Genomic DNA, 18,361 nt, shown 5'->3' with positions numbered 1-18,361 from the left:
CGCAGCTAGTGCGATTTCTTGAATGTCTTGCGCAGTGCGCTCAGCGCATCGTCGAGCTGTTCGCGGCAGCGGTTCGCGAGGTCATCCTCCTGCTGATACAGCAGGCCGTAGGTGAAGGTGTCCTCGCCCGCGGCGTGCGCCGCAAGCGACTGCTGGGCCAGATGCGTGCGGCTGACCACACTGTCCTGGTGATCGCCGAGCAGAGTCTGGATGGTCTTGGCCCGGTCCGACACCTTGGGCTCGCCGGTGGCCGCAGCGACATACCGGAGTCGCTTGGCGCCCTTGCGAATTCGGTGCAACGCCTCATCGCGGTCCTCGGTGGCCCGGGCGGCGTTCTTGGCCGCCTTGTTCACCCGCTTGTACGCCGAGTCGATGCTGACCGGCTTGGGTTCCTCGCCCGGTGCCGCAGGCGGCGGCTGCGCGGCCACCAGCGCCTCCAGCGCGTCGAGTAGCCGGAAGTACCGGGTCGACCGCATCGCGGCCAGCGAGCGCCGCAAGCCGGCCTGATAGCTGCGCTGAGCCCCGGACACCAGACGCTCATACACCGGGCCGCGGATCAAGTCGGCCGGCAGTGCCGTCAGCGCGGCCTCATACCGTTCGGCGAGCACCTCGGCATCGCGGGCGACACCCAGCACACCGGCAAGCTGGCGCAGCTCGTCGAGGATCCAGGCGTCATCGCTCAACCCGAAGGCGTCCTCGGAGGCCTGCAACAAGCTGCGGATCTTGCGGCTGGTGACCCGCATCTGATGGACCGAGTCGTAGGTGTCCGCGCGCACCGCGCGGTCCCACACCAGCAGCTCGCCGACCTGCTCGGCGACCGCCTGATGCACCGGGTCGCGGGACGCCTCGTTCTCGTCGGGCACCTCCGCCGCCGTACCCGCCGTCTCCAGCACCTTCGCCAGCTTTGATCCGTGGCCGGCCGGCACGGCTCCGGCGTCGAGCAGCCGATTCCCCAGCCGCTTCAGCAGGTCGCGCCCGCCGTCGATCTCGCCGTCGACCAGCTCCAGCTCCCACTCGTGCCAACGCTGTTCCTCCCCGGTCTCGCCGCCGCTCCCGAGCGCCCACGCACTCACCTCGTCGTCGCAGAACTCGGCCAGCGCCGCGCCGTCTCCGTCGTAGAGCATCACCACGTTGCGGGTCGTCGAGATCCGGGCCACCGGGGCCAGTGGGCGGTCCCGCACCACGGCGAGCACGATGTCCAGCAGATCGGTGGGTACCGAGTCTCCGCCCTCGGGGGAGCTGTCCAGCGGCGCGTGCACCTCAGTTCGGGCGTCCGGCCCGGCGGGCAGCTTCAGGTGCCAGCCCGCATCGGGGCCGCCGGTGCGGCGGCGCAGCGTGATCCGATGGGCGTTGAGATCGCGATCCGGGGTGTCGAAATACACCGCGTCGAGCGATTGCGCGGGCTGCCGCTCCACGCGTGCCACCGCCGAGAGCCCGTCGAACGACGGCAGCGTCGCCCCGCCGGGGACGTCGAACTTGCGCTCCACCTCGACATGGCGATTTTTGCCCGCAGTACCCGAACCCATGCCGCTCAGGGTGTCATATCCAGGTGAACACGAGGTCAGCTGGCCAGCTGACCGGCGAACTCGCCGGCCTGATCCCAGGCCCGGCGTTCGGCGGTGAACGCCTCGGCCTGCTGGGCCCGGAACTCGGCGATGCCGTCGGCGTTCAGTGTCAGGAAGCGCTGATAATCCGGCATCGAGAACGTGCCGTCGACGATGTCGACGCAACCGCGGCCCGCAGCCATGTCGGCGCGCAGGTCCAGCAATTCCTCGGCGCTGACCGGATAGAAGCTGATCCGGTCGAAATAACGCAGCAGCCACGGTGTTCCGGGCTCGAACGAGCGCGAGTCCTGCGGATGGCGGTGGTTCCACACCTGCGTGGTGCGGCCGACGAACTGGTAGCCGCCCGGACCCTCCATGCCGTAGATGCACAGATAGGCCCCACCGATCCCGACGGCGTTCTCCGGTGTCCAGGTGCGTGCCGGGTTGTACTTGGTCGTCACCAGCCGGTGGCGGGGATCCAGCGGGGTGGCCACCGGTGCGCCGAGGTAGACGTCGCCGAGGCCCAGCACCAGATACTGGGCGTCGTAGACGGTGTCGTGCACCCGCTGCACATCGGCCAAACCGTTGATACGCCGGATGAATTCGATGTTCCACGGGCACCACGGGGCGTCGGCGCGCACACCATGCATATAGCGCTGAATAGCCTCGTGGGTGGCGGGGTCGTCCCATGACAGCGGCAGACGTACGGTGCGGCTGGGCACCACCAGCTGGTCGGTGGCGGGCAGGGTTTCCTCGGTTCGGGCCAGCAGATCGACCAACTCCGGCGCGCTCAGCACGGCCGGGTCGAACTGAACCTGCAGCGATCGCACGCCAGGGGTCAGTTCGGTGACGCCGGGAACCGCGCTGGCCGACAGTGATTCGTACAGCACGTGGACCCGGGCGCGCATGGCCAGGTCCAGCACCATGGGCCCGTATTCGACGAGGACACCGCCGTCGCCGTCACGGCGGACGGTCACGTCGGTGCCCTCGGCGCCGACGAATCGGGTCAGCACACCGTCGTCGGCGTCGCTGGAGGTCGAGATCACCAGCGGCATCGACGCCCGTCGGTCGGCGCCGATACTGCCCAGTGATGGAGCCCGGTCGGCGCGCACCGGGACGAAGCGCACGGTGTCGCCGGGTGCCATCTGTCCGAGCTTCCAGCGGTCGCCGCGCACGACGGTGACCGGGCAGACGAATCCGCCGAGGCTTGGGCCGTCCGGGCCGAGCAGGATCGGGGTGTCGCCGGTGAAGTCCAAAGTTCCTACGCAGTAGGCATTGTCGTGGATGTTCGACGGGTGCAAACCGGCTTCGCCACCGTCGGTGCGGGCCCACTGCGGCTTCGGGCCCACGAGGCGGACACCGGTGCGATCGGAGTTGAAGTGCACGGTGTAGTCCGTGCCGACGATCGTCGCCATGTCGGCGCGGGTGAAGAATTCCGGTGCGCCGTGCGGGCCTTCGGTGACTGCAAGTTGCCAGCGGTGACCGATCGCGGGCTGCTCGTCGATGGCGGCGCGGGCCGGCCGTGCCGTGGCAGGTCCGGGATCGTCACCGATGGTCAGCCTGTCGCCGGCGCGCAGCGGGCGACCGTCGTGGCCACCAAAGCAACCCAGCGTGAACGTTGCTGTGCTGCCCAGGTATTCGTCCTCGCACACACCGCCGGCGATCAGCACGTAGCAGCGCATGCCGGGGCCGTCGACCACTCCGATGTCCAGCACCCCACCAGGCGGCACCGGTACCGACTGCCACTGCGGCACCGGCTCGCCGTTGACGGTGACCGGAGCTGCCGCCCCCGTGACACACACCCGGGCACCGTTCGGGAAGCTCAGCGCGGGACCGGCTTTCGTGCATTCGAGGCCTGCGGCACCTTCGGGGTTGCCGAGCACCCGGTTGCCGACGCGGAAGGACAGATCATCCATCGGCCCCGACGGCGGCACGCCGACATTCCAGTAGCCGACGCGGCCGGGCCAATCCTGGACGGTGGTCAGGAGGCCAGCCCGCTGTACTTCGAGGGTGGTCATGAGTCGGTGATCACCATCCGCACCGGGGTGGGGTCGAATCCGTTGCAGGGGTTGTTGATCTGCGGGCAGTTCGACACCAGCACCAGGGTGTCGGTGTCGGCGCGCACCGTCAGCGACTTGCCCGGCGCCGACAGTCCGTCGACGATGCCCAGGGTGCCGTCGGCTTCGACGGGCACGTTCATGAAGAAGTTGACGTTGGAGACGATGTCGCGCTTGCCCATGCCCCACTTGGCGGCTTCGGCGAGGAAGTTCTCGGCGCAGGCATGCTGATGCACGGTGTGATGGCCGTAGCGCAAGGTGTTCGATTCCTTGGAACAGGCGCCGGCGATGGTGTCGTGGTTGCCCACCTCGTCGGCAATGATCGTCACCAACGGCCTGCCGTCGGCGGCCCGCAGCACCGAGCCGGTGGTCAGGAAGATGTTGCGCTGCGCGGCGATGGTGGCCTGCGCGCTGTACCGCCCGGCCGGATCGACCCGGTCACCGGTGACGCCGTAGAACAGGGTGTCCACCGCCTGGTTGCCGTGCAGATCGATGATCTGCAGGCACTGGCCGGCCCGCAGGATGGCCGACCACGGTGCGCACGCCGCGACGATCTCGTCGAGAATCATTGTGCTGCCGCCCAGGTGGTTTCGGTGTTGAACAGAGCTCGGAGGTATTCGGGATCTGTGTTCACCGGGGTGGTCAGCTCCTCGTCGGCACGCCAGGCCAGGATGTCGAGTCCGGTCACCTCGGGCTGTGGATCCAAGGGGTGTGCGGTGTTGACCACGGCGACGATGACGGGCAGATGGATCAGCAGCTCCACGGCCGTGCCTGGGCCCGCCGATCCGGTGAATGTCAGTGCTCCGGTGTCCTCGACTCGAACACCCTTGAACAGCGTCGCCGACGGTGCCACGTCGCGAATGTCCATTCCGTGCTTGATCGCGGCCAGCAGCATCGCGGGCTGTCCGGCGGCAGGCAATCCGCACAGCAGGTCGTGGTGGCCGGAACTGTCGGCGACGACCGTCGCCAGCACGCGACCCTGATCGGACAACAGCGGATGGCCCACGCCGAGGTAGGCCTGCCACGGGACCTTCATGGTGTCGGCGACGTTGAGCCGCTCCCAGGAGGCGTCGGCCCGGAACAGCAGCAGGTGCGCGCAGGCGCCGCCGTCGGGATCGGCCAGGCGCAGGCGGGTACCGCGGCCGAGCACCCGGCTGGCGTAGGACTCCGCGGGCACGGACTCGGCCCAGAGCAGCCGGGTGCCGTCCACTCCGTCGGGCAGGACGGGCACCCGCATGGTGGCGTCGTTCGCTTGGGAACGCGCGTGTGAGCGGGCGCCGTCGGTCGACGCGGTTGTCATCGTGGCACTCCTGAGTTGGCCGATTACCTGTCAAGTGAAAGTTTTCTCACGTGCCGTTCCCGGGGAATGTCGCCGGTGTAACGACTGGGTTGACTGCATTTCGATCAAATGACAGGTATTCGCCGACGACGCCGAGTGCCAGAATGGCGTATGCGCAGCCAGGGCCATGACGGGCGCGGCCGGCCCCGGCTCGAACAGTCCCGCCGGCCCGGCAACACCGCCCGCGAGGAGATCCTGGACGCCGCCGCCGAGCTCTTCACCACGATCGGGTACGCCGGGACGTCGACCAGGCGGATCGCCGACGCGGTGGGTATCCGCCAGGCATCGCTCTACCACCACTTCGCCACCAAGGACGACATCCTCGAGGCATTGCTGGCCGGAACGGTCGACGAGGCGCTGCGGCTGGCCGGCGACCTGCTGACCGGTGCCGGGCCGGCCAAGACCAGACTGCGCGCCCTGGTGATCGCGGACTGCTCGCAGCTGTGCGCCAGCCGCTGGAACCTCGGCGCGCTCTACCTGCTGCCGGAACTGCGCATCGAGCGGTTCGCGCAGTTTCGCGCCAGCCGTGAGGAGTTGCGGCGCCGGTACCGTGCGCTCGCGGCGCAGGTGATTTCCGAGTGCGACGGGATCGCCGAAGCCGACGACCTTCCGTTCCGCGTTGTCGAGTCGGTGATCAACCGGCGCTCCGACAATGAGGAGTGCACGCCCGAAACGCCCGCTGTGATTGCCGATGCCGCCCTGCGAATCCTCGGTTGCTAACGTTCCGGCCGTGAGCGACTACCAGACGTTGTCCTTCGATCAGGCCGGTCCGATCGCGCGGATCGCGCTGAACCGGCCCGAGGCCGCCAACGGTATGAACGACGTGATGACCGCCGAACTCGCGCAGGTCGCCGTTCGCTGCGACGTGGCGGAGGTCAAGGCCGTCGTGCTCACCGGAGCCGGCCGGTTCTTCTGCGCCGGGGGAGACCTCAAGGCGATGGCGGCATCCCCGTTGGGTCCGGGCCGATTCGTCAAGGGCATCGCCGACGATCTGCACCGCGCGATCTCGACGCTGGCCCGGATGGATGCCGTGGTGATCACGGCGGTCAACGGCGTGGCCGCGGGCGCCGGGTTCAGCCTTGCGGTGGCGGGGGATCTGGTGCTGGCCGCCGACACCGCATCGTTCACCATGGCCTACACCAAAGCCGGGCTGAGCCCCGACGGCAGCTCCTCGTACTTCCTGCCCCGCATCATCGGCGTGCGCCGCACCCAGGAGCTGATGCTCACCAACCGGACGTTGACGGCGGCCGAAGCCGCCGACTGGGGTCTGGTCACCGAAGTGGTCCCCGCCGACGATCTGGAGGCTCGGGCTCAGGTGCTGGCCGAGCAGATCGCTTCTGCGGCAAAGGGTTCCGGTGCGGCTGTCAAGAAGCTGATGCTGACCACGTTCGGCAGTGGGCTCGAGGAGCAAATGGAGCTGGAGGGCCGGCTGATCGCGGCGTGTGCCGACAGTGCCGACGGCCGCGAGGGCATCGACGCCTTCCTCAACAAGCGCGCGCCCCAGTTCAGCTAGAAGCTGTGCTCCTCGGCCGGGAACGCACCTGTCGCCACTTCTTCGGCGTATTGCGTTGCCGCGCGGCGTAATTCGCCGCCGACATCACCGAATCGCTTGACAAACTTGGCTGTCTTGCCGCTGGTGAGTCCGGCCATGTCCTGCCAGACCAGCACCTGCGCATCGCAGTTGGGCCCGGCGCCGATGCCGATGGTCGGGATCGTCAGCTTGCCGGTGATCTGGGTGGCCAGCTCGGCGGGCACCATCTCCATCACCACGGCGATGGCACCGGCCTCCTGGACCGCGATCGCGTCGTGAATGGTCTGCTCGGCGGCGTCGCCGCGGCCCTGGACGCGAAACCCGCCCAGCCCGTTGACGCTCTGCGGGGTGAACCCGATATGGGCGACCACCGGAATTCCCGCGGCGCTCAAGGTTGCGATCTGCTCGGCGACCCGCTCGCCGCCCTCGAGCTTCACCGCGTGGGCACCCGTCTCCTTCATGAAGCGGGTCGCGGTGCGCAGGGCCTGGGTGGGCCCTTCCTCGTAGCTGCCGAACGGCAGATCAGCGACGACGAGCGCGTGCTCCGCGCCGCGGACGACGCCCCGAACCAGCGGGATCAACTCGTCGACCGAAACCTGCACGGTGGTGTCGTAGCCGTAGACGACGTTGGCCGCGGAATCGCCGACCAGCAGCACGGGGATGCCGGCTTCGTCAAAGGCGCGGGCAGTGGAGTAGTCGTAGACGGTGAGCATCGCCCACTTGTGACCTTCGGACTTCCACTTCAGCAGGTGGTGAGTACGGACCTTGGTACGCGAAACAGGCGACGAGGAAGCGCCGCCGTAGACAGTCTGTTCAGACATCTTTGTCCCTAGTGATCGTCTTTGCCGATCCTCGAGGCCCATCCGGGTCCCCGGGTTCGCTTGACGCCCTCAAGTGTGCCACCACCGCACACAAAGGTGAACGAACAGTGAAGTGGACTTTCTCACACCTGTTCTCGCTGCACCGGCATACGATCGCGGGCATGGTGCAACACCTGCAGCGACTCAGCGGCCTCGATGCCAGCTTCCTCTATCTCGAAACCCCCTCACAGCCCCTGCATGTGTGTTCGATCCTGGAGCTCGACGCGTCCACGATCCCCGGCGGTTACAGCTTCGAGCGACTTCGCGACGAATTGGCCTTGCGGGTCAAGGCAATTCCGAGTTTCCGCGAACGACTCGCCAACAGCTTCCTCAATCTCGACCATCCGGTGTGGGTGGAAGACGAGCACTTCGATATCGACCGCCATCTGCACCGCATCGGCCTGCCCGCACCCGGCGGCCGGGTCGAGCTGGGCGAGATCTGCGGCCATCTGGCCTCGCTGCCGCTGGATCGCCGCCACCCGCTGTGGGAGACCTGGGTCATCGAGGGTGTCGGCGGTACCGACGCCCGCAACGGCGGACGGCTCGCCGTGCTCACGAAGGTCCACCATGCCGCGGTCGACGGGGTTACCGGTGCCAATCTGATGTCGCAGCTGTGCAGCACCGAACCCGACGCCCCGCCGCCGGACCCGGTCGACGGACAGGGCGACACCAACCAGCTGCGCATCGCGCTCGGCGGGCTGGGCCGGTTCGCCACCCGGCCCCTGACGCTGGCCACCAAGGTGCTGCCCGGCACGGTCACGACCGTCATCGACACCATCCAGCGCGCGGTCGGCGGCCGGGCGATGGCGGCGCCGTTCGCCGCACCGCAGACCAAGTTCAACGCCAGCGTCACCGCCCATCGCAATGTCGCGTTCGCCGAACTGGACTTCGAGGACATCAAGACCGTCAAGAACCACTTCGGGGTCAAGGTCAACGATGTGGTGATGGCCCTGGTCGCCGGGGTGCTGCGGCAGTTCCTGCTGGACCGAGACGAACTTCCCGAGGCGTCGCTGGTGGCCATGGTCCCGGTGTCGGTGCACGACCGCTCGGATCGGCCGGGCCGCAACCAGGTATCCGGCATGTTCACCAAGCTGGAGACCCACATCGCCGATCCGGCCGAACGGCTGAAGGCTATCGCCGAGGCGAATACCACCGCCAAGGAACACAGCTCGGCGATCGGGGCGACCCTGCTGCAGGACTGGAGCCAGTTCGCCGGCCCGGCCGTCTTCGGCATCGCGATGCGGGTGTACGCCCGAAGCAGCTTGACCGAGTCCCGCCCGGTGCACAACCTCGTGGTGTCCAACGTGCCCGGCCCGCAGATTCCGCTGTACTTCCTGGGCGCCGAAGTCAGCGCGATGTATCCGCTGGGGCCGATCTTCCACGGCTCCGGATTGAACATCACGGTGATGTCGCTCAACGGCAAACTCGACGTCGGATTGATCAGCTGCCCCGAGCTCCTACCGGATCTCTGGGACCTGGCCGACGACTTCGCCGTCGGCATGAAGGAACTGCTCGACGCGACCAGATGAGCTGCCCGGGCGGGTCGGTGTGCAAGGCACCCCCGCCGAGCATGGCAGCATGTTTGCCATGAGGCTTGACAGGAGATCACGCGCTGTCCGCGCCGCCCTGGTGCTCCCCGCCGTGGCCACGCTCGTCGTGAGTGCCGGCTGCAGCTCCACGGTGTCGGGCATGGCCGTGCTCGCCGGACCGCAGATCGGGCAACCCGTGCAGTGGGGCCCGTGCCGGGTGGCCGGTGGCGGCGGCGGCAACGCGTTGCCGATCCCGGCCGGGGCCGAGTGCGGCAAGATCGCCGTGCCCGTGGACTACGCCAAGCCGGACGGCCCGGCGGCGACGCTGGCTCTGATCCGCTTCCCGGCAACCGGCCAGAAGATCGGCTCGCTCATCATCAACCCGGGCGGCCCGGGCGAGTCCGGCATCGAGGCCGCATCCAGCATCGTGGAGAACCTGCCCAGTTCGGTACGGCAGGGCTTCGACATGGTCGGCTTCGACCCGCGCGGCGTGGGCTCGTCGACCCCGGCGCTGTGGTGCAACTCCGACGCCGACAACGATCGCCTCCGGGCCGATCCCCAGGTCGACTACAGCCCCAAGGGCGTTGAACACATCGAGAACGAGACCAAGGCCTTTGTCCAGCGCTGCGTCGACAAGATGGGCAAGGACTTCCTGGAGAACGTCGGCACCGCCAATGTCGCCAAGGATCTCGATGCGTTGCGTGCCGCCGTCGGCGACGACAAGCTCACCTATCTCGGCTACTCCTATGGCACCCGGATCGGCTCGGCGTACGCCGAGGCGTACCCGGACAAGGTGCGCGCGATGATCCTCGACGGCGCCGTCGATCCCAACGCCGACCCGATCCAGGCCGACATCGATCAGGCCGCGGCATTCCAGCAGGCTTTCAACGACTATGCCGCCGACTGCGTGAAGGATCCGAGTTGCCCGTTGGGCAACGACGCCGACAAGGCCGTCGACGTCTACCGCAGCCTGGTCGACCCGTTGGTGGACAGGCCACTGCCGACCTCCGACCCGCGCGGGCTGGGCTACAGCGACGCGATCATCGGCACGATCATGGCGCTCTATTCGCCGAATCTGTGGCGGCACCTGACCCAGGGCCTGACCGAGATGACGAGGGGCCGCGGTGACACCATGCTGGCGCTGGCCGACATGTACATGCGCCGGGATGCCAGGGGCCACTACACCAACGCCACCGACGCGCGTATCGCGGTGAACTGCGTGGACCAGCCGCCGATCACCGACCGGCAGAAGGTGATCGCGGAAGACAAGAAGATGCGCGAGGTCGCGCCGTTCATGAGCTACGGCGACTTCACCGGGCACGCCCCGCTGAGCACCTGCGCCTTCTGGCCGGTGCCGCCGACCAGCACGCCGCATGCGGTCAAAGCGCCAGGGCTGCCCCCGGTGCTGGTGGTTTCGACGACCAACGATCCGGCGACGCCGTATCAGGCGGGAGTCGACCTGGCCAAGCAGCTCGGCGGAGCGCTGCTGACCTTCAAAGGAACTCAGCACACGGTGGTCTTCCAGGGCAACACCTGCGTCGACAACTACGCCGCCGCCTACCTCGTCGACCTGAAGCTGCCCCCGCCCGGCGCCACGTGCTGACGCGAATCACCGGCTGTTCGACCGCATCTGAGATCGGAGTGTGACCGGCTCGCGGTCATACCGACCGCGCGGCCGTGGGACGATGATCGCCATGCGACGCACGAGCCGGCTCGGCTCGGCTGCGTTCTTGGGTTCACTCTGTGTTTCACTGGCGGCCGGTGTCATGGCCCCGCCGGTTGTTGCCGCCCCGAACCCCGGAGCCGGTCAGACGACAGCGCCACAAGTTACGTGGGGAAGCTGCCAGCGCTTCCTGGGCGACAACGCCCAGGACCTCCCGAGTGCGCAGTGCACCGCCGTACCCGTGCCGATCACCGCCGCCGATCCCACTGGGCCACAAGCACAGTTGGCGGTCATCAAGGTCCCGGCCAGCGGCCAGCGCATCGGCGCGCTGTTCGTCAACCCGGGTGGACCCGGCGCCTCGGCGGTCGACTCGGCCGCCGGGATGGCGTTCGCGTTGGCCGGTAGCCCGATCGCCGAGCACTTCGACATCGTTGGATTCGACCCGCGCGGGGTGGGCTACTCGACGCCGTCCGTGCGCTGCCGCACAGACGCCCAGTTCGACGCCTGGCGCAGGAACCCGATGGTCGACTACAGCCCCGCCGGGGTTGCCGCGATCGAACAGATCAACCGCGACTACGTCAAGGAATGCGCGGACAAGATGGGCACCGCATTCCTGGCCGGCGTCGGAACCGATTCGGCCGCAAAGGATATGGACACAGTTCGCCAGGTCCTCGGCGACGACCGGATCAACTACCTCGGGTTCAGCTACGGCACCGAGCTGGGTACCGCGTACCTGGAGAAGTTCCCTGACCGGGTTCGCACGATGGTTCTCGACGGGGCGATCGATCCCGCGCAGAACACGGTCGACTCGATCATCGAGCAGATGACCGGCTTTCAGGTGGCGTTCAACGACTACGCCGCCGACTGCGCCAAATCGGCGGGCTGCCCGCTCGGCACCGATCCGGCGCACTGGGTGGACCGGTATCACCAGCTGATCGATCCGCTGGTGACCAAGCCGGCCAAGACATCCGATCCGCGAGGCCTGAGCTATCAGGACGCCATCACCGGTACCTTCAACGCGCTGTACACCCCGCAGTACTGGAAATTCCTCACCAGCGGTCTGTTGGGACTGCAACGCAAGACCGACGCCGGTGATCTGCTGATGCTGGCCGACGAATACGACGGCCGCGATCCGTACGGCCACTACAGCAACGGGCAGGACGCGTTCAACGCCGTGCGCTGCGTCGATAGCCCCACTCCGACCGATCCGGCGACATGGGCCGACATCGACCGCCGCACTCGCGAGCTGGCGCCGTTCCAGGCCTACGGTCAGTTCACCGGTCTGGCGCCCCGCGACATCTGCGCGTTCTGGCCGGTGCCGCCCACCTCGGCACCGCATCCCGCCACTCCCGCGCCGCCCGGCAGCGTCGTCGTCGTCTCCACGACGCACGACCCCGCCACGCCGTACGAGGCCGGGGTCAACCTGGCCCGAGAACTCAACGCACCGTTGATCACCTTCGACGGCACTCAGCACACCGCCGTGTTCAACGGCAACCTGTGCGTCGACTCGGCGATCGTGAACTACTTCGTCGACCAGACGGTGCCGGGCAATCTGCGCTGTTGATGACGACTGCAGCAGCGCCGTAACACGGAATTAACACCCGCTGCATACGCTCGCATTCATGGACCGCCAGAAGGAATTTGTGCTGCGCACGCTGGAGGAACGCGATATCCGGTTCGTCCGGCTGTGGTTCACCGACGTGCTCGGTTTCCTCAAGTCGGTCGCGATCGCGCCCGCCGAGCTGGAAGGCGCGTTCGAAGAGGGGATCGGGTTCGACGGATCGTCGATCGAGGGCTTCGCCCGGGTCTTCGAATCCGACACCGTCGCGCGCCCGGATCCGTCGACCTTCCAGGTGCTGCCGTGGACGACGAGCGCGGGCCAGCATCACTCGGCGCGGATGTTCTGCGACATCACGATGCCCGACGGCTCGCCGTCCTGGGCCGACAGCCGCCATGTGCTGCGCCGTCAGCTCGCCAAGGCCAGCGACCTCGGCTTCTCCTGCTATGTGCACCCCGAGATCGAGTTCTTCCTGCTCGAGCCCGGCCCCTACGACGGCTCGGTGCCCGTCCCCGCCGACAACGGCGGCTACTTCGACCAGGCCGTGCACGATTCGGCGCCGAACTTCCGCCGCCACGCCATCGACGCGCTGGAGCAGATGGGCATCTCGGTGGAATTCAGCCACCACGAGGGCGCGCCCGGCCAGCAGGAGATCGACCTGCGCTACGCCGACGCGCTGTCGATGGCCGACAACGTGATGACGTTCCGCTACCTCGTCAAAGAGGTGGCACTCGGCGAGGGCGTGCGGGCGTCGTTCATGCCCAAGCCGTTCGCCGAATATCCGGGCTCGGCGATGCACACCCATATGAGCCTGTTCGAGGGTGAGACAAACGCCTTCCACAGTCCCGACGATCCGCTGCAGCTCTCCGACGTCGCGAAGTCGTTCATCGCCGGGATCCTCGAGCACGCCAGCGAGATCAGCGCGATCACCAACCAGTGGGTCAACTCCTACAAACGGCTGGTGCACGGTGGCGAGGCGCCGACCGCGGCGTCGTGGGGCGCGTCCAACCGTTCCGCGCTGGTGCGGGTGCCGATGTACACCCCGAGCAAGGCGTCCTCGCGGCGCATCGAGGTACGCAGCCCCGACTCCGCCTGCAACCCGTATCTGGCGTTCGCGGTGCTGCTGGCGGCCGGGCTGCGCGGTATCGAGAAGAACTACGTCCTGGGGCCACAGGCCGAGGACAACGTGTGGACGCTGACCCCTGAGGAGCGCCGCGCGATGGGTTATCGCGAGCTGCCGTCCAGCCTTGGCATTGCCCTGCAGGAGATGGAGAGCTCCGAGCTGGTCGCCGAGGCGTTGGGCGAGCACGTCTTCGACTACTTCCTGCGCAACAAGCGCGCGGAGTGGGAGGAGTACCGCAGCAACGTCACACCGTACGAGCTGAAGGCGTACCTGTCGCTGTAGGCCGTTCCGGAGGGTAGGAGCGTCGCGACGCCGGCAATCGCTGTTGCGATACCGTCGTGCACGTGGCCAAACCAGCGACGACGCGCCCGCGCGTACCCAGTGTGGGCCGGCTCGGTCTGGTCGAGCCATCCGCCGCTGCCGACCTGGCCAGGTTGGGCTGGGACACCGATGACCATGTCGAGCTGTTGTGGTCGCTGTCGCGTGCACCCGACTCCGACTCCGCCTTGCAGACGATGGTCCGGCTGGCCGATTCGCTGGATGACGACTGGCCACAGCTCAATTCCGCGCTGCTGAAGGATCGCGGTCTGCGCGGCCGGTTGTTCGCGGCGATCGGCTCGTCGCTGGCCCTGGGTGATCACCTGGTGGCCAACCCCCAGTCGTGGCATCTGCTCTCCGGTGACGTCACGCTGCCCGATCCCGCCGAGCTGCGGCGGCTGTTCGACGACTGCATCGCCGAATTCGGCACGGAACCAATGACGGTCATGCCGGCGCTGCGTGTCCTGTACCGGGATCGGGTGCTGGTCCTGGCCGCCCTCGACACGGCCTCCACGGTGGAGAACGAGCCGGTGCCGGCGTTCTCCACGATCGGTGAACATCTCGCCGACATCGCCGACGCCGCCATGGGTGCGGCGTTGAAGGTGGCCAGCGCGACGGTATGCAAGGAAGGTGCTGAGCCACTGCGGCTCGCGGTCATCGCGATGGGCAAATGCGGTGCGCGCGAACTGAACTACGTCAGCGACGTCGACGTCATCTTCGTCGGTGAGGTCGCCGATTCGGTGAGCACTCGGGTCGCGGGGGAGATGGTCCGGCTGGCGTCGGACACCTTCTTCGAGGTCGACGCCGGCCTGCGTCCGGAAGGCAAGCAGGGTGCCCTGGTGCGGACCCTGGAGTCGCACCTCGCCTACTACCAGCGATGGGCCAAGACCTGGGAGTTCCAGGCACTGCTCAAAGCCCGCCCGGCGGTCGGGGACGCCGAGCTGGGGGAGCAGTACATGGCGGCGATCATGCCGATGGTGTGGAGCGCCTGCGAGCGTGAGGATTTCGTGCCCGAGGTGCAGGCCATGCGCCGGCGGGTGGAGGCGCTGGTGCCTGCCGACCTCCGCGACCGCGAGATCAAGCTCGGGACGGGCGGGCTGCGCGACGTCGAATTCGCGGTCCAGCTCTTGCAATTGGTGCACGGACGCACCGACGAGTCGCTGCACGTCTCCTCGACCGTCCCCGCCCTGGCGGCGCTGGCGGCCGGTGGCTATGTCGGGCGCGATGATGCCGCCAACCTGACCGCATCCTACGAATTCCTGCGGCTGCTCGAACATCGACTGCAATTGCAGCGCCTCAAGCGAACTCACACGCTGCCGCCGCCCGACGACGAGGAGTCGCTGCGGTGGCTGGCGCGGGCGGCCCATATCCGGCCCGACGGCACCCACGACTCGCTGGGCGTGCTGCGCGAGGAGCTCAAACGCCAGAACGTTCGGGTGTCGCGGTTGCACGCCAAGCTGTTCTATCAGCCGCTGCTCGAATCGGTCGGTCCGTCGGTGGAAGGCCTTGCGGCAGGGTTGAGCCCGGAGGCCGCCGAACGGCAGCTGGCCGCCCTGGGATACGAGGGCCCGCAGACCGCGTTGACCCACCTCAGTGCGCTGGTCAACCAGAGCGGCCGACGCGGCCGGGTGCAGTCGGTGCTGTTGCCGCGGCTGCTGGACTGGCTGTCGGACACCCCCGATCCGGACCGTGGGCTGCTGGCCTATCGGCGGATCAGCGAAGCGATGGCCGAACAGCGTTGGTATCTGGCCACTCTGCGTGACGAGAGCGCGGTGGCCAAACGCTTGATGCGGGTGCTGGGCACGTCGGCCTACGTGCCGGAACTGCTGATGCGGGCACCGGAGGTCATCCAGCAGTACGCCGACGGTCCCTCCGGTCCCAAGCTGCTCGACGTCGACCCGGAGGTTGTCGGCCGGGCGTTGGTTGCCTCGAGTGGCCGCCATGTCGATCCGATGCGGGCGATCGCGGCGGCGCGCACCCTTCGGCGCCGAGAGCTGGCGCGGGTGGCCTCCGCCGATCTGCTCGGCATGCTCGAAGTCCGCGACGTCTGTGCGGCGTTGACCTCGGTGTGGGTGGCGGTGCTGCAGTCGGCGCTCGAAGCGGTGATCCGGGCGAACACCCGCGACGGCGGTGAGGTGCCGGCCAAGATCGCGGTGATCGGGATGGGCCGGCTCGGCGGCAGGGAGCTGGGTTACGGCTCCGACGCCGACGTGATGTTCGTCTGCGAGCCCAGTCCCGGCGTCGAGGAGTCCCGTGCCCTCAAATGGTCGGTGCTGATCGCCGAGCAGGTGCGCGCGTTGCTCGGAACCCCCAGCGCCGACCCGCCTTTGGAGGTCGACACCAACCTCCGGCCGGAAGGGCGTCAGGGTCCGCTGGTGCGCACCCTGTCCTCGTATGAGGCTTACTACGAGCAGTGGGCGCAGCCGTGGGAGGTCCAGGCGCTGCTGCGCGCGCATCCGGTCGCCGGTGATCAGGATCTGGGACTGCGCTTTGTGTTGATGTCAGACAAGACGCGTTACCCGGCCGGCGGGGTGTCGGCCGAAGCGGTGCAGGAGATTCGGCGGGTCAAGGCGCGGGTGGACGCCGAACGGCTGCCGCGGGGCGCCGACCCCAACACTCACACCAAGCTCGGCCGCGGTGGCCTTGCCGATGTCGAATGGACCGTGCAGCTTCTCCAGTTGCGCCACGCCCACGAGGTGCCGTCGCTGCACAACACCTCGACGCTGGAGACGCTGGACGCGATCGGCGCCGCCGAACTGCTTGGCGAGGACGACGTCGACCTGTTACGGCAGGCCTGGCTGACGGCGACCGCTGCCCGCAACGCGCTGGTTCTGGTCCGCGGCAAGCCGACCGACCAGCTGCCCGGGCCCGGGCGGCAGCTCAACGCGGTCGCGGTGGCCGCGGGCTGGCACAACGATGACGGCGGCGAGTTTCTGGACAACTACCTGCGGGTGACACGGCGCGCAAAAGCCGTGGTGCTCAGGGTCTTCGGAAGTTAAGGGTCTGGGACATTAAGGGTCTGGGGATGGATTTTGAGTTTGGCGTGATCAGCGCCGACGAGTACGAGCGGGTGAAGGCGGTGCACGAACCGCTGGCGGAGGCGTTGCGCAGGCTCATCGATGCCAGCCTGCACAGCGGCGCCGACGCCGAGACCATCGCGCAGGCGCGCCAGACCATCGACGAGGTGAGCGAGACCCTCGAACGCACCCCGACCGACCGGCCGCGGATACTGCGCCACGAGGAGTCCGGTCTTCCGGTGGTGTGGCGCAATCCGGCTGTGGGGCGGCACAATCCGCTCGCCCCGCCGATGATCACCCATCACGAGGACGGCCGGTGCTGGACCGAGTTCACCCTCGGACCGGTATACGAGGGGCCGCCCGGATTGGTGCACGGCGGAATTTCTGCGTTGCTGCTCGACCAGCTCCTGGGCGAGGCGGCCACCAGTCAGCTCAGCAAGCCGAAGTTCACCGGCACGATCACGCTGAAGTACCTGCGGGGAACACCGCTGGGTCCGTTGCGCGGTGAGGCGTGGCTCGAGCGAACCGAAGGCTACAAGACCTACGCGCGCGGATTCCTCAGCGACGCGCAAGGACCGACCGTAGAAGCAGAAGGAGTCTTCATCATGCCGGCGTGGGCGAGGGATGCACAGTGAAATTCTATGTGAGCGTTGCGTTTCTGGAGACCCGCGAGGTCGTCGAGATCGCGAAGGCCGCCGATGACCTTGGCTATGAGGGCCTCGGCATCCCCGACCATGTGGTGAATCTGGAAACGCTGTCCACGCCGTACCCGTACACGAAGAACGGCGAGCGGCGCTGGCAGCCGTTCACCGACTGGCCCGACCCGTGGGTGCTGGTGGGTGCGCTGGCACAGGCCACGCAACAGATCAAATTCGTGACGACGGTGTACATCCCCGGGATGCGCGATCCATATTCGGCGGCGAAATCCATTGGGACTGCCGCGTATCTGGCTGACGGCAGGGTGGAACTCGGCATCGGCGTCGGCTGGTGCGAAGAAGAGTTCACCCTGATGGGTCAGCAGTTCGCCAAGCGCGGCAAGCGAACCGACGAGATGATCGAGCTGATGCGCGCGCTGTGGCAGCCGGGCTGGACCGAGTTCGACGGCGAGTTCTACAAGACTCCGAGACTGGAGATGATGCCGACGCCGCCGCACATCCCGATCTACAGCGGGGGATTGTCCGACATCGCGCTGCGCCGAGCTGCCCGGCTCGACGGCTGGATCGGTGACCTGATCAGCCTGGACCAGGCGATTCTGCGCGTCGACAAGCTGCGCGAGCTGCGTGCCGAAAAGGGGCTCGGCATGGACGGTTACGAGATCCTGACGCCGCTGACCGATGCGTTCACGATCCCGCATTACGAGCGCGCCGCGGCGGCGGGCATCACCGGCATCGTGACGATGCCGTGGATGTTCTACTCCGGGCCCGACGCCTCGACCGCCGACAAGATCGACGGGATGCGCCGGTTCCGTAAGGATTTGGCGCTGGACGCCTGATATCGGCGTGAGCGTTGGTGCTGCTGTTCAGCTCGACCCGTCGGGGTCCTTCGGCTCATGCAGCACCGCCAGGATCTCGCCGACGCGATAGCCGCGCTCGACCGGATGTCTCAGCGGCCGATCCGCGCGGATGCGGTAGTAGTTCCGCCGACCTTCGCGCAGCCTGTCCAGGTACCCGGCCTCGACCAGGTCGCTGACGATGCGCTGTGCGGCGCGTTCGGTCACGCCGACGCGTTCGGCGACGTCCCGTAGACGGATCCCGGGGTCGCGGGCGATGCACAGCAGAGTGTGAGCGTGGTTGGTCAAGAACGTCCACTCCGCCATGCGCGA

At 67.8% G+C, this 18,361-nt stretch carries 15 protein-coding genes; 9 read left to right on the top strand and 6 right to left on the bottom strand.

Translation table 11 applies throughout. From position 1 onward, the window contains the following. Positions 1-5 precede the first annotated feature (5 nt). The 4 genes from CRM90_RS02860 to CRM90_RS02845 are packed head-to-tail and all read right to left on the bottom strand — an operon-like array spanning position 6 to position 4,901. Complete coding sequence (locus CRM90_RS02860; protein ID WP_102805503.1) at positions 6-1,526, bottom strand: CYTH and CHAD domain-containing protein; 1,521 nt, start codon at positions 1,524-1,526, stop codon at positions 6-8. 35 nt (positions 1,527-1,561) lie between these two features. Beyond that, positions 1,562-3,562, bottom strand: coding sequence for a 5-oxoprolinase/urea amidolyase family protein (locus CRM90_RS02855; protein ID WP_102805502.1), 2,001 nt, complete (start codon positions 3,560-3,562; stop codon positions 1,562-1,564). Then, positions 3,559-4,170 carry an urea amidolyase associated protein UAAP2 gene (locus CRM90_RS02850; RefSeq protein ID WP_102805501.1) on the bottom strand — a complete coding sequence of 204 codons (612 nt, stop codon included), beginning with the start codon at positions 4,168-4,170 and terminating at the stop codon, positions 3,559-3,561. The genes CRM90_RS02855 and CRM90_RS02850 overlap by 4 nt, the downstream gene beginning before the upstream one ends. Then, on the bottom strand, positions 4,167-4,901 hold the full coding sequence (locus tag CRM90_RS02845; RefSeq protein ID WP_102805500.1) for a DUF1989 domain-containing protein: 735 nt from the start codon (positions 4,899-4,901) through the stop codon (positions 4,167-4,169). Before CRM90_RS02845 ends, CRM90_RS02850 begins: the two co-directional genes overlap by 4 nt. A gap of 150 nt (positions 4,902-5,051) precedes the next feature. Here CRM90_RS02845 and CRM90_RS02840 point away from each other — a divergent pair, with 150 nt between their 5' ends. Both CRM90_RS02840 and CRM90_RS02835 read left to right on the top strand, forming a co-directional pair. Next, positions 5,052-5,660: a TetR/AcrR family transcriptional regulator gene (locus CRM90_RS02840; protein WP_102805499.1), complete on the top strand. Its 609-nt coding sequence runs from the start codon at positions 5,052-5,054 to the stop codon at positions 5,658-5,660. Between the two features lie 10 nt (positions 5,661-5,670). Further along, positions 5,671-6,453, top strand: a complete 783-nt coding sequence (locus CRM90_RS02835) for an enoyl-CoA hydratase/isomerase family protein (RefSeq protein WP_102805498.1) — start codon at positions 5,671-5,673, stop codon at positions 6,451-6,453. Here CRM90_RS02835 and panB read toward each other — a convergent pair. Beyond that, entirely contained in the window at positions 6,450-7,292 is an 843-nt protein-coding gene (panB, locus tag CRM90_RS02830; RefSeq protein ID WP_102805497.1) for a 3-methyl-2-oxobutanoate hydroxymethyltransferase, read from the bottom strand. The genes CRM90_RS02835 and panB overlap by 4 nt on opposite strands. Before the next feature lie 173 nt (positions 7,293-7,465). Between panB and CRM90_RS02825 the strand changes: the two genes are divergently transcribed. The 7 genes from CRM90_RS02825 (at position 7,466) to CRM90_RS02795 (ending at position 18,031) form a co-directional block, all read left to right on the top strand. Continuing rightward, on the top strand, positions 7,466-8,860 hold the full coding sequence (locus CRM90_RS02825) for a WS/DGAT/MGAT family O-acyltransferase (protein WP_102805752.1): 1,395 nt from the start codon (positions 7,466-7,468) through the stop codon (positions 8,858-8,860). 58 nt (positions 8,861-8,918) lie between these two features. Continuing rightward, positions 8,919-10,463 (top strand): alpha/beta hydrolase, encoded by a 1,545-nt coding sequence (locus tag CRM90_RS02820; RefSeq protein WP_102805751.1) that lies wholly within the window; start codon positions 8,919-8,921, stop codon positions 10,461-10,463. Between the two features lie 82 nt (positions 10,464-10,545). Continuing rightward, positions 10,546-12,087, top strand: a complete 1,542-nt coding sequence (locus CRM90_RS02815; protein WP_502693218.1) for an alpha/beta hydrolase — start codon at positions 10,546-10,548, stop codon at positions 12,085-12,087. 58 nt (positions 12,088-12,145) lie between these two features. Further along, a complete protein-coding gene (glnA, locus tag CRM90_RS02810; RefSeq protein WP_102805496.1) occupies positions 12,146-13,486 on the top strand; it encodes a type I glutamate--ammonia ligase in 1,341 nt (446 codons plus the stop codon). Positions 13,487-13,542: 56 nt separating this feature from the next. Continuing rightward, positions 13,543-16,521: a bifunctional [glutamine synthetase] adenylyltransferase/[glutamine synthetase]-adenylyl-L-tyrosine phosphorylase gene (locus CRM90_RS02805; RefSeq protein ID WP_102805495.1), complete on the top strand. Its 2,979-nt coding sequence runs from the start codon at positions 13,543-13,545 to the stop codon at positions 16,519-16,521. Positions 16,522-16,547: 26 nt separating this feature from the next. Continuing rightward, positions 16,548-17,174 (top strand): PaaI family thioesterase, encoded by a 627-nt coding sequence (locus tag CRM90_RS02800; protein WP_102805494.1) that lies wholly within the window; start codon positions 16,548-16,550, stop codon positions 17,172-17,174. Continuing rightward, positions 17,171-18,031 carry a TIGR03619 family F420-dependent LLM class oxidoreductase gene (locus CRM90_RS02795; RefSeq protein WP_102805749.1) on the top strand — a complete coding sequence of 287 codons (861 nt, stop codon included), beginning with the start codon at positions 17,171-17,173 and terminating at the stop codon, positions 18,029-18,031. Before CRM90_RS02800 ends, CRM90_RS02795 begins: the two co-directional genes overlap by 4 nt. A 27-nt stretch (positions 18,032-18,058) precedes the next feature. On the opposite strand, the gene CRM90_RS02790 is transcribed toward CRM90_RS02795, so the two are convergent. After that, positions 18,059-18,355 (bottom strand): helix-turn-helix transcriptional regulator, encoded by a 297-nt coding sequence (locus CRM90_RS02790; RefSeq protein ID WP_102805493.1) that lies wholly within the window; start codon positions 18,353-18,355, stop codon positions 18,059-18,061. Between the last annotated feature and the right edge of the window lie 6 nt (positions 18,356-18,361).

Source organism: Mycobacterium sp. ENV421 (assembly GCF_002887815.1).
Lineage (GTDB): Bacteria > Actinomycetota > Actinomycetes > Mycobacteriales > Mycobacteriaceae > Mycobacterium.
The sequence above is the reverse complement of the archived record's forward strand: the minus strand, read 5'-3'. Positions and strand labels throughout refer to the sequence as shown.

Excerpts from the sequence above, each read along its gene's own strand:
- CRM90_RS02860 (WP_102805503.1), bottom strand. The coding sequence starts at position 1,526 with ATGGGTTCGGGTACTGCGGGCAAAAATCGCCATGTCGAGGTGGAGCGC.
- CRM90_RS02855 (WP_102805502.1), bottom strand. The coding sequence starts at position 3,562 with ATGACCACCCTCGAAGTACAGCGGGCTGGCCTCCTGACCACCGTCCAG.
- CRM90_RS02850 (WP_102805501.1), bottom strand. The coding sequence starts at position 4,170 with ATGATTCTCGACGAGATCGTCGCGGCGTGCGCACCGTGGTCGGCCATC.
- CRM90_RS02845 (WP_102805500.1), bottom strand. The coding sequence starts at position 4,901 with ATGACAACCGCGTCGACCGACGGCGCCCGCTCACACGCGCGTTCCCAA.
- CRM90_RS02840 (WP_102805499.1), top strand. The coding sequence starts at position 5,052 with ATGCGCAGCCAGGGCCATGACGGGCGCGGCCGGCCCCGGCTCGAACAG.
- panB (WP_102805497.1), bottom strand. The coding sequence starts at position 7,292 with ATGTCTGAACAGACTGTCTACGGCGGCGCTTCCTCGTCGCCTGTTTCG.
- CRM90_RS02820 (WP_102805751.1), top strand. The coding sequence starts at position 8,919 with ATGAGGCTTGACAGGAGATCACGCGCTGTCCGCGCCGCCCTGGTGCTC.
- CRM90_RS02815 (WP_502693218.1), top strand. The coding sequence starts at position 10,546 with ATGATCGCCATGCGACGCACGAGCCGGCTCGGCTCGGCTGCGTTCTTG.
- glnA (WP_102805496.1), top strand. The coding sequence starts at position 12,146 with ATGGACCGCCAGAAGGAATTTGTGCTGCGCACGCTGGAGGAACGCGAT.
- CRM90_RS02800 (WP_102805494.1), top strand. The coding sequence starts at position 16,548 with ATGGATTTTGAGTTTGGCGTGATCAGCGCCGACGAGTACGAGCGGGTG.
- CRM90_RS02790 (WP_102805493.1), bottom strand. The coding sequence starts at position 18,355 with ATGGCGGAGTGGACGTTCTTGACCAACCACGCTCACACTCTGCTGTGC.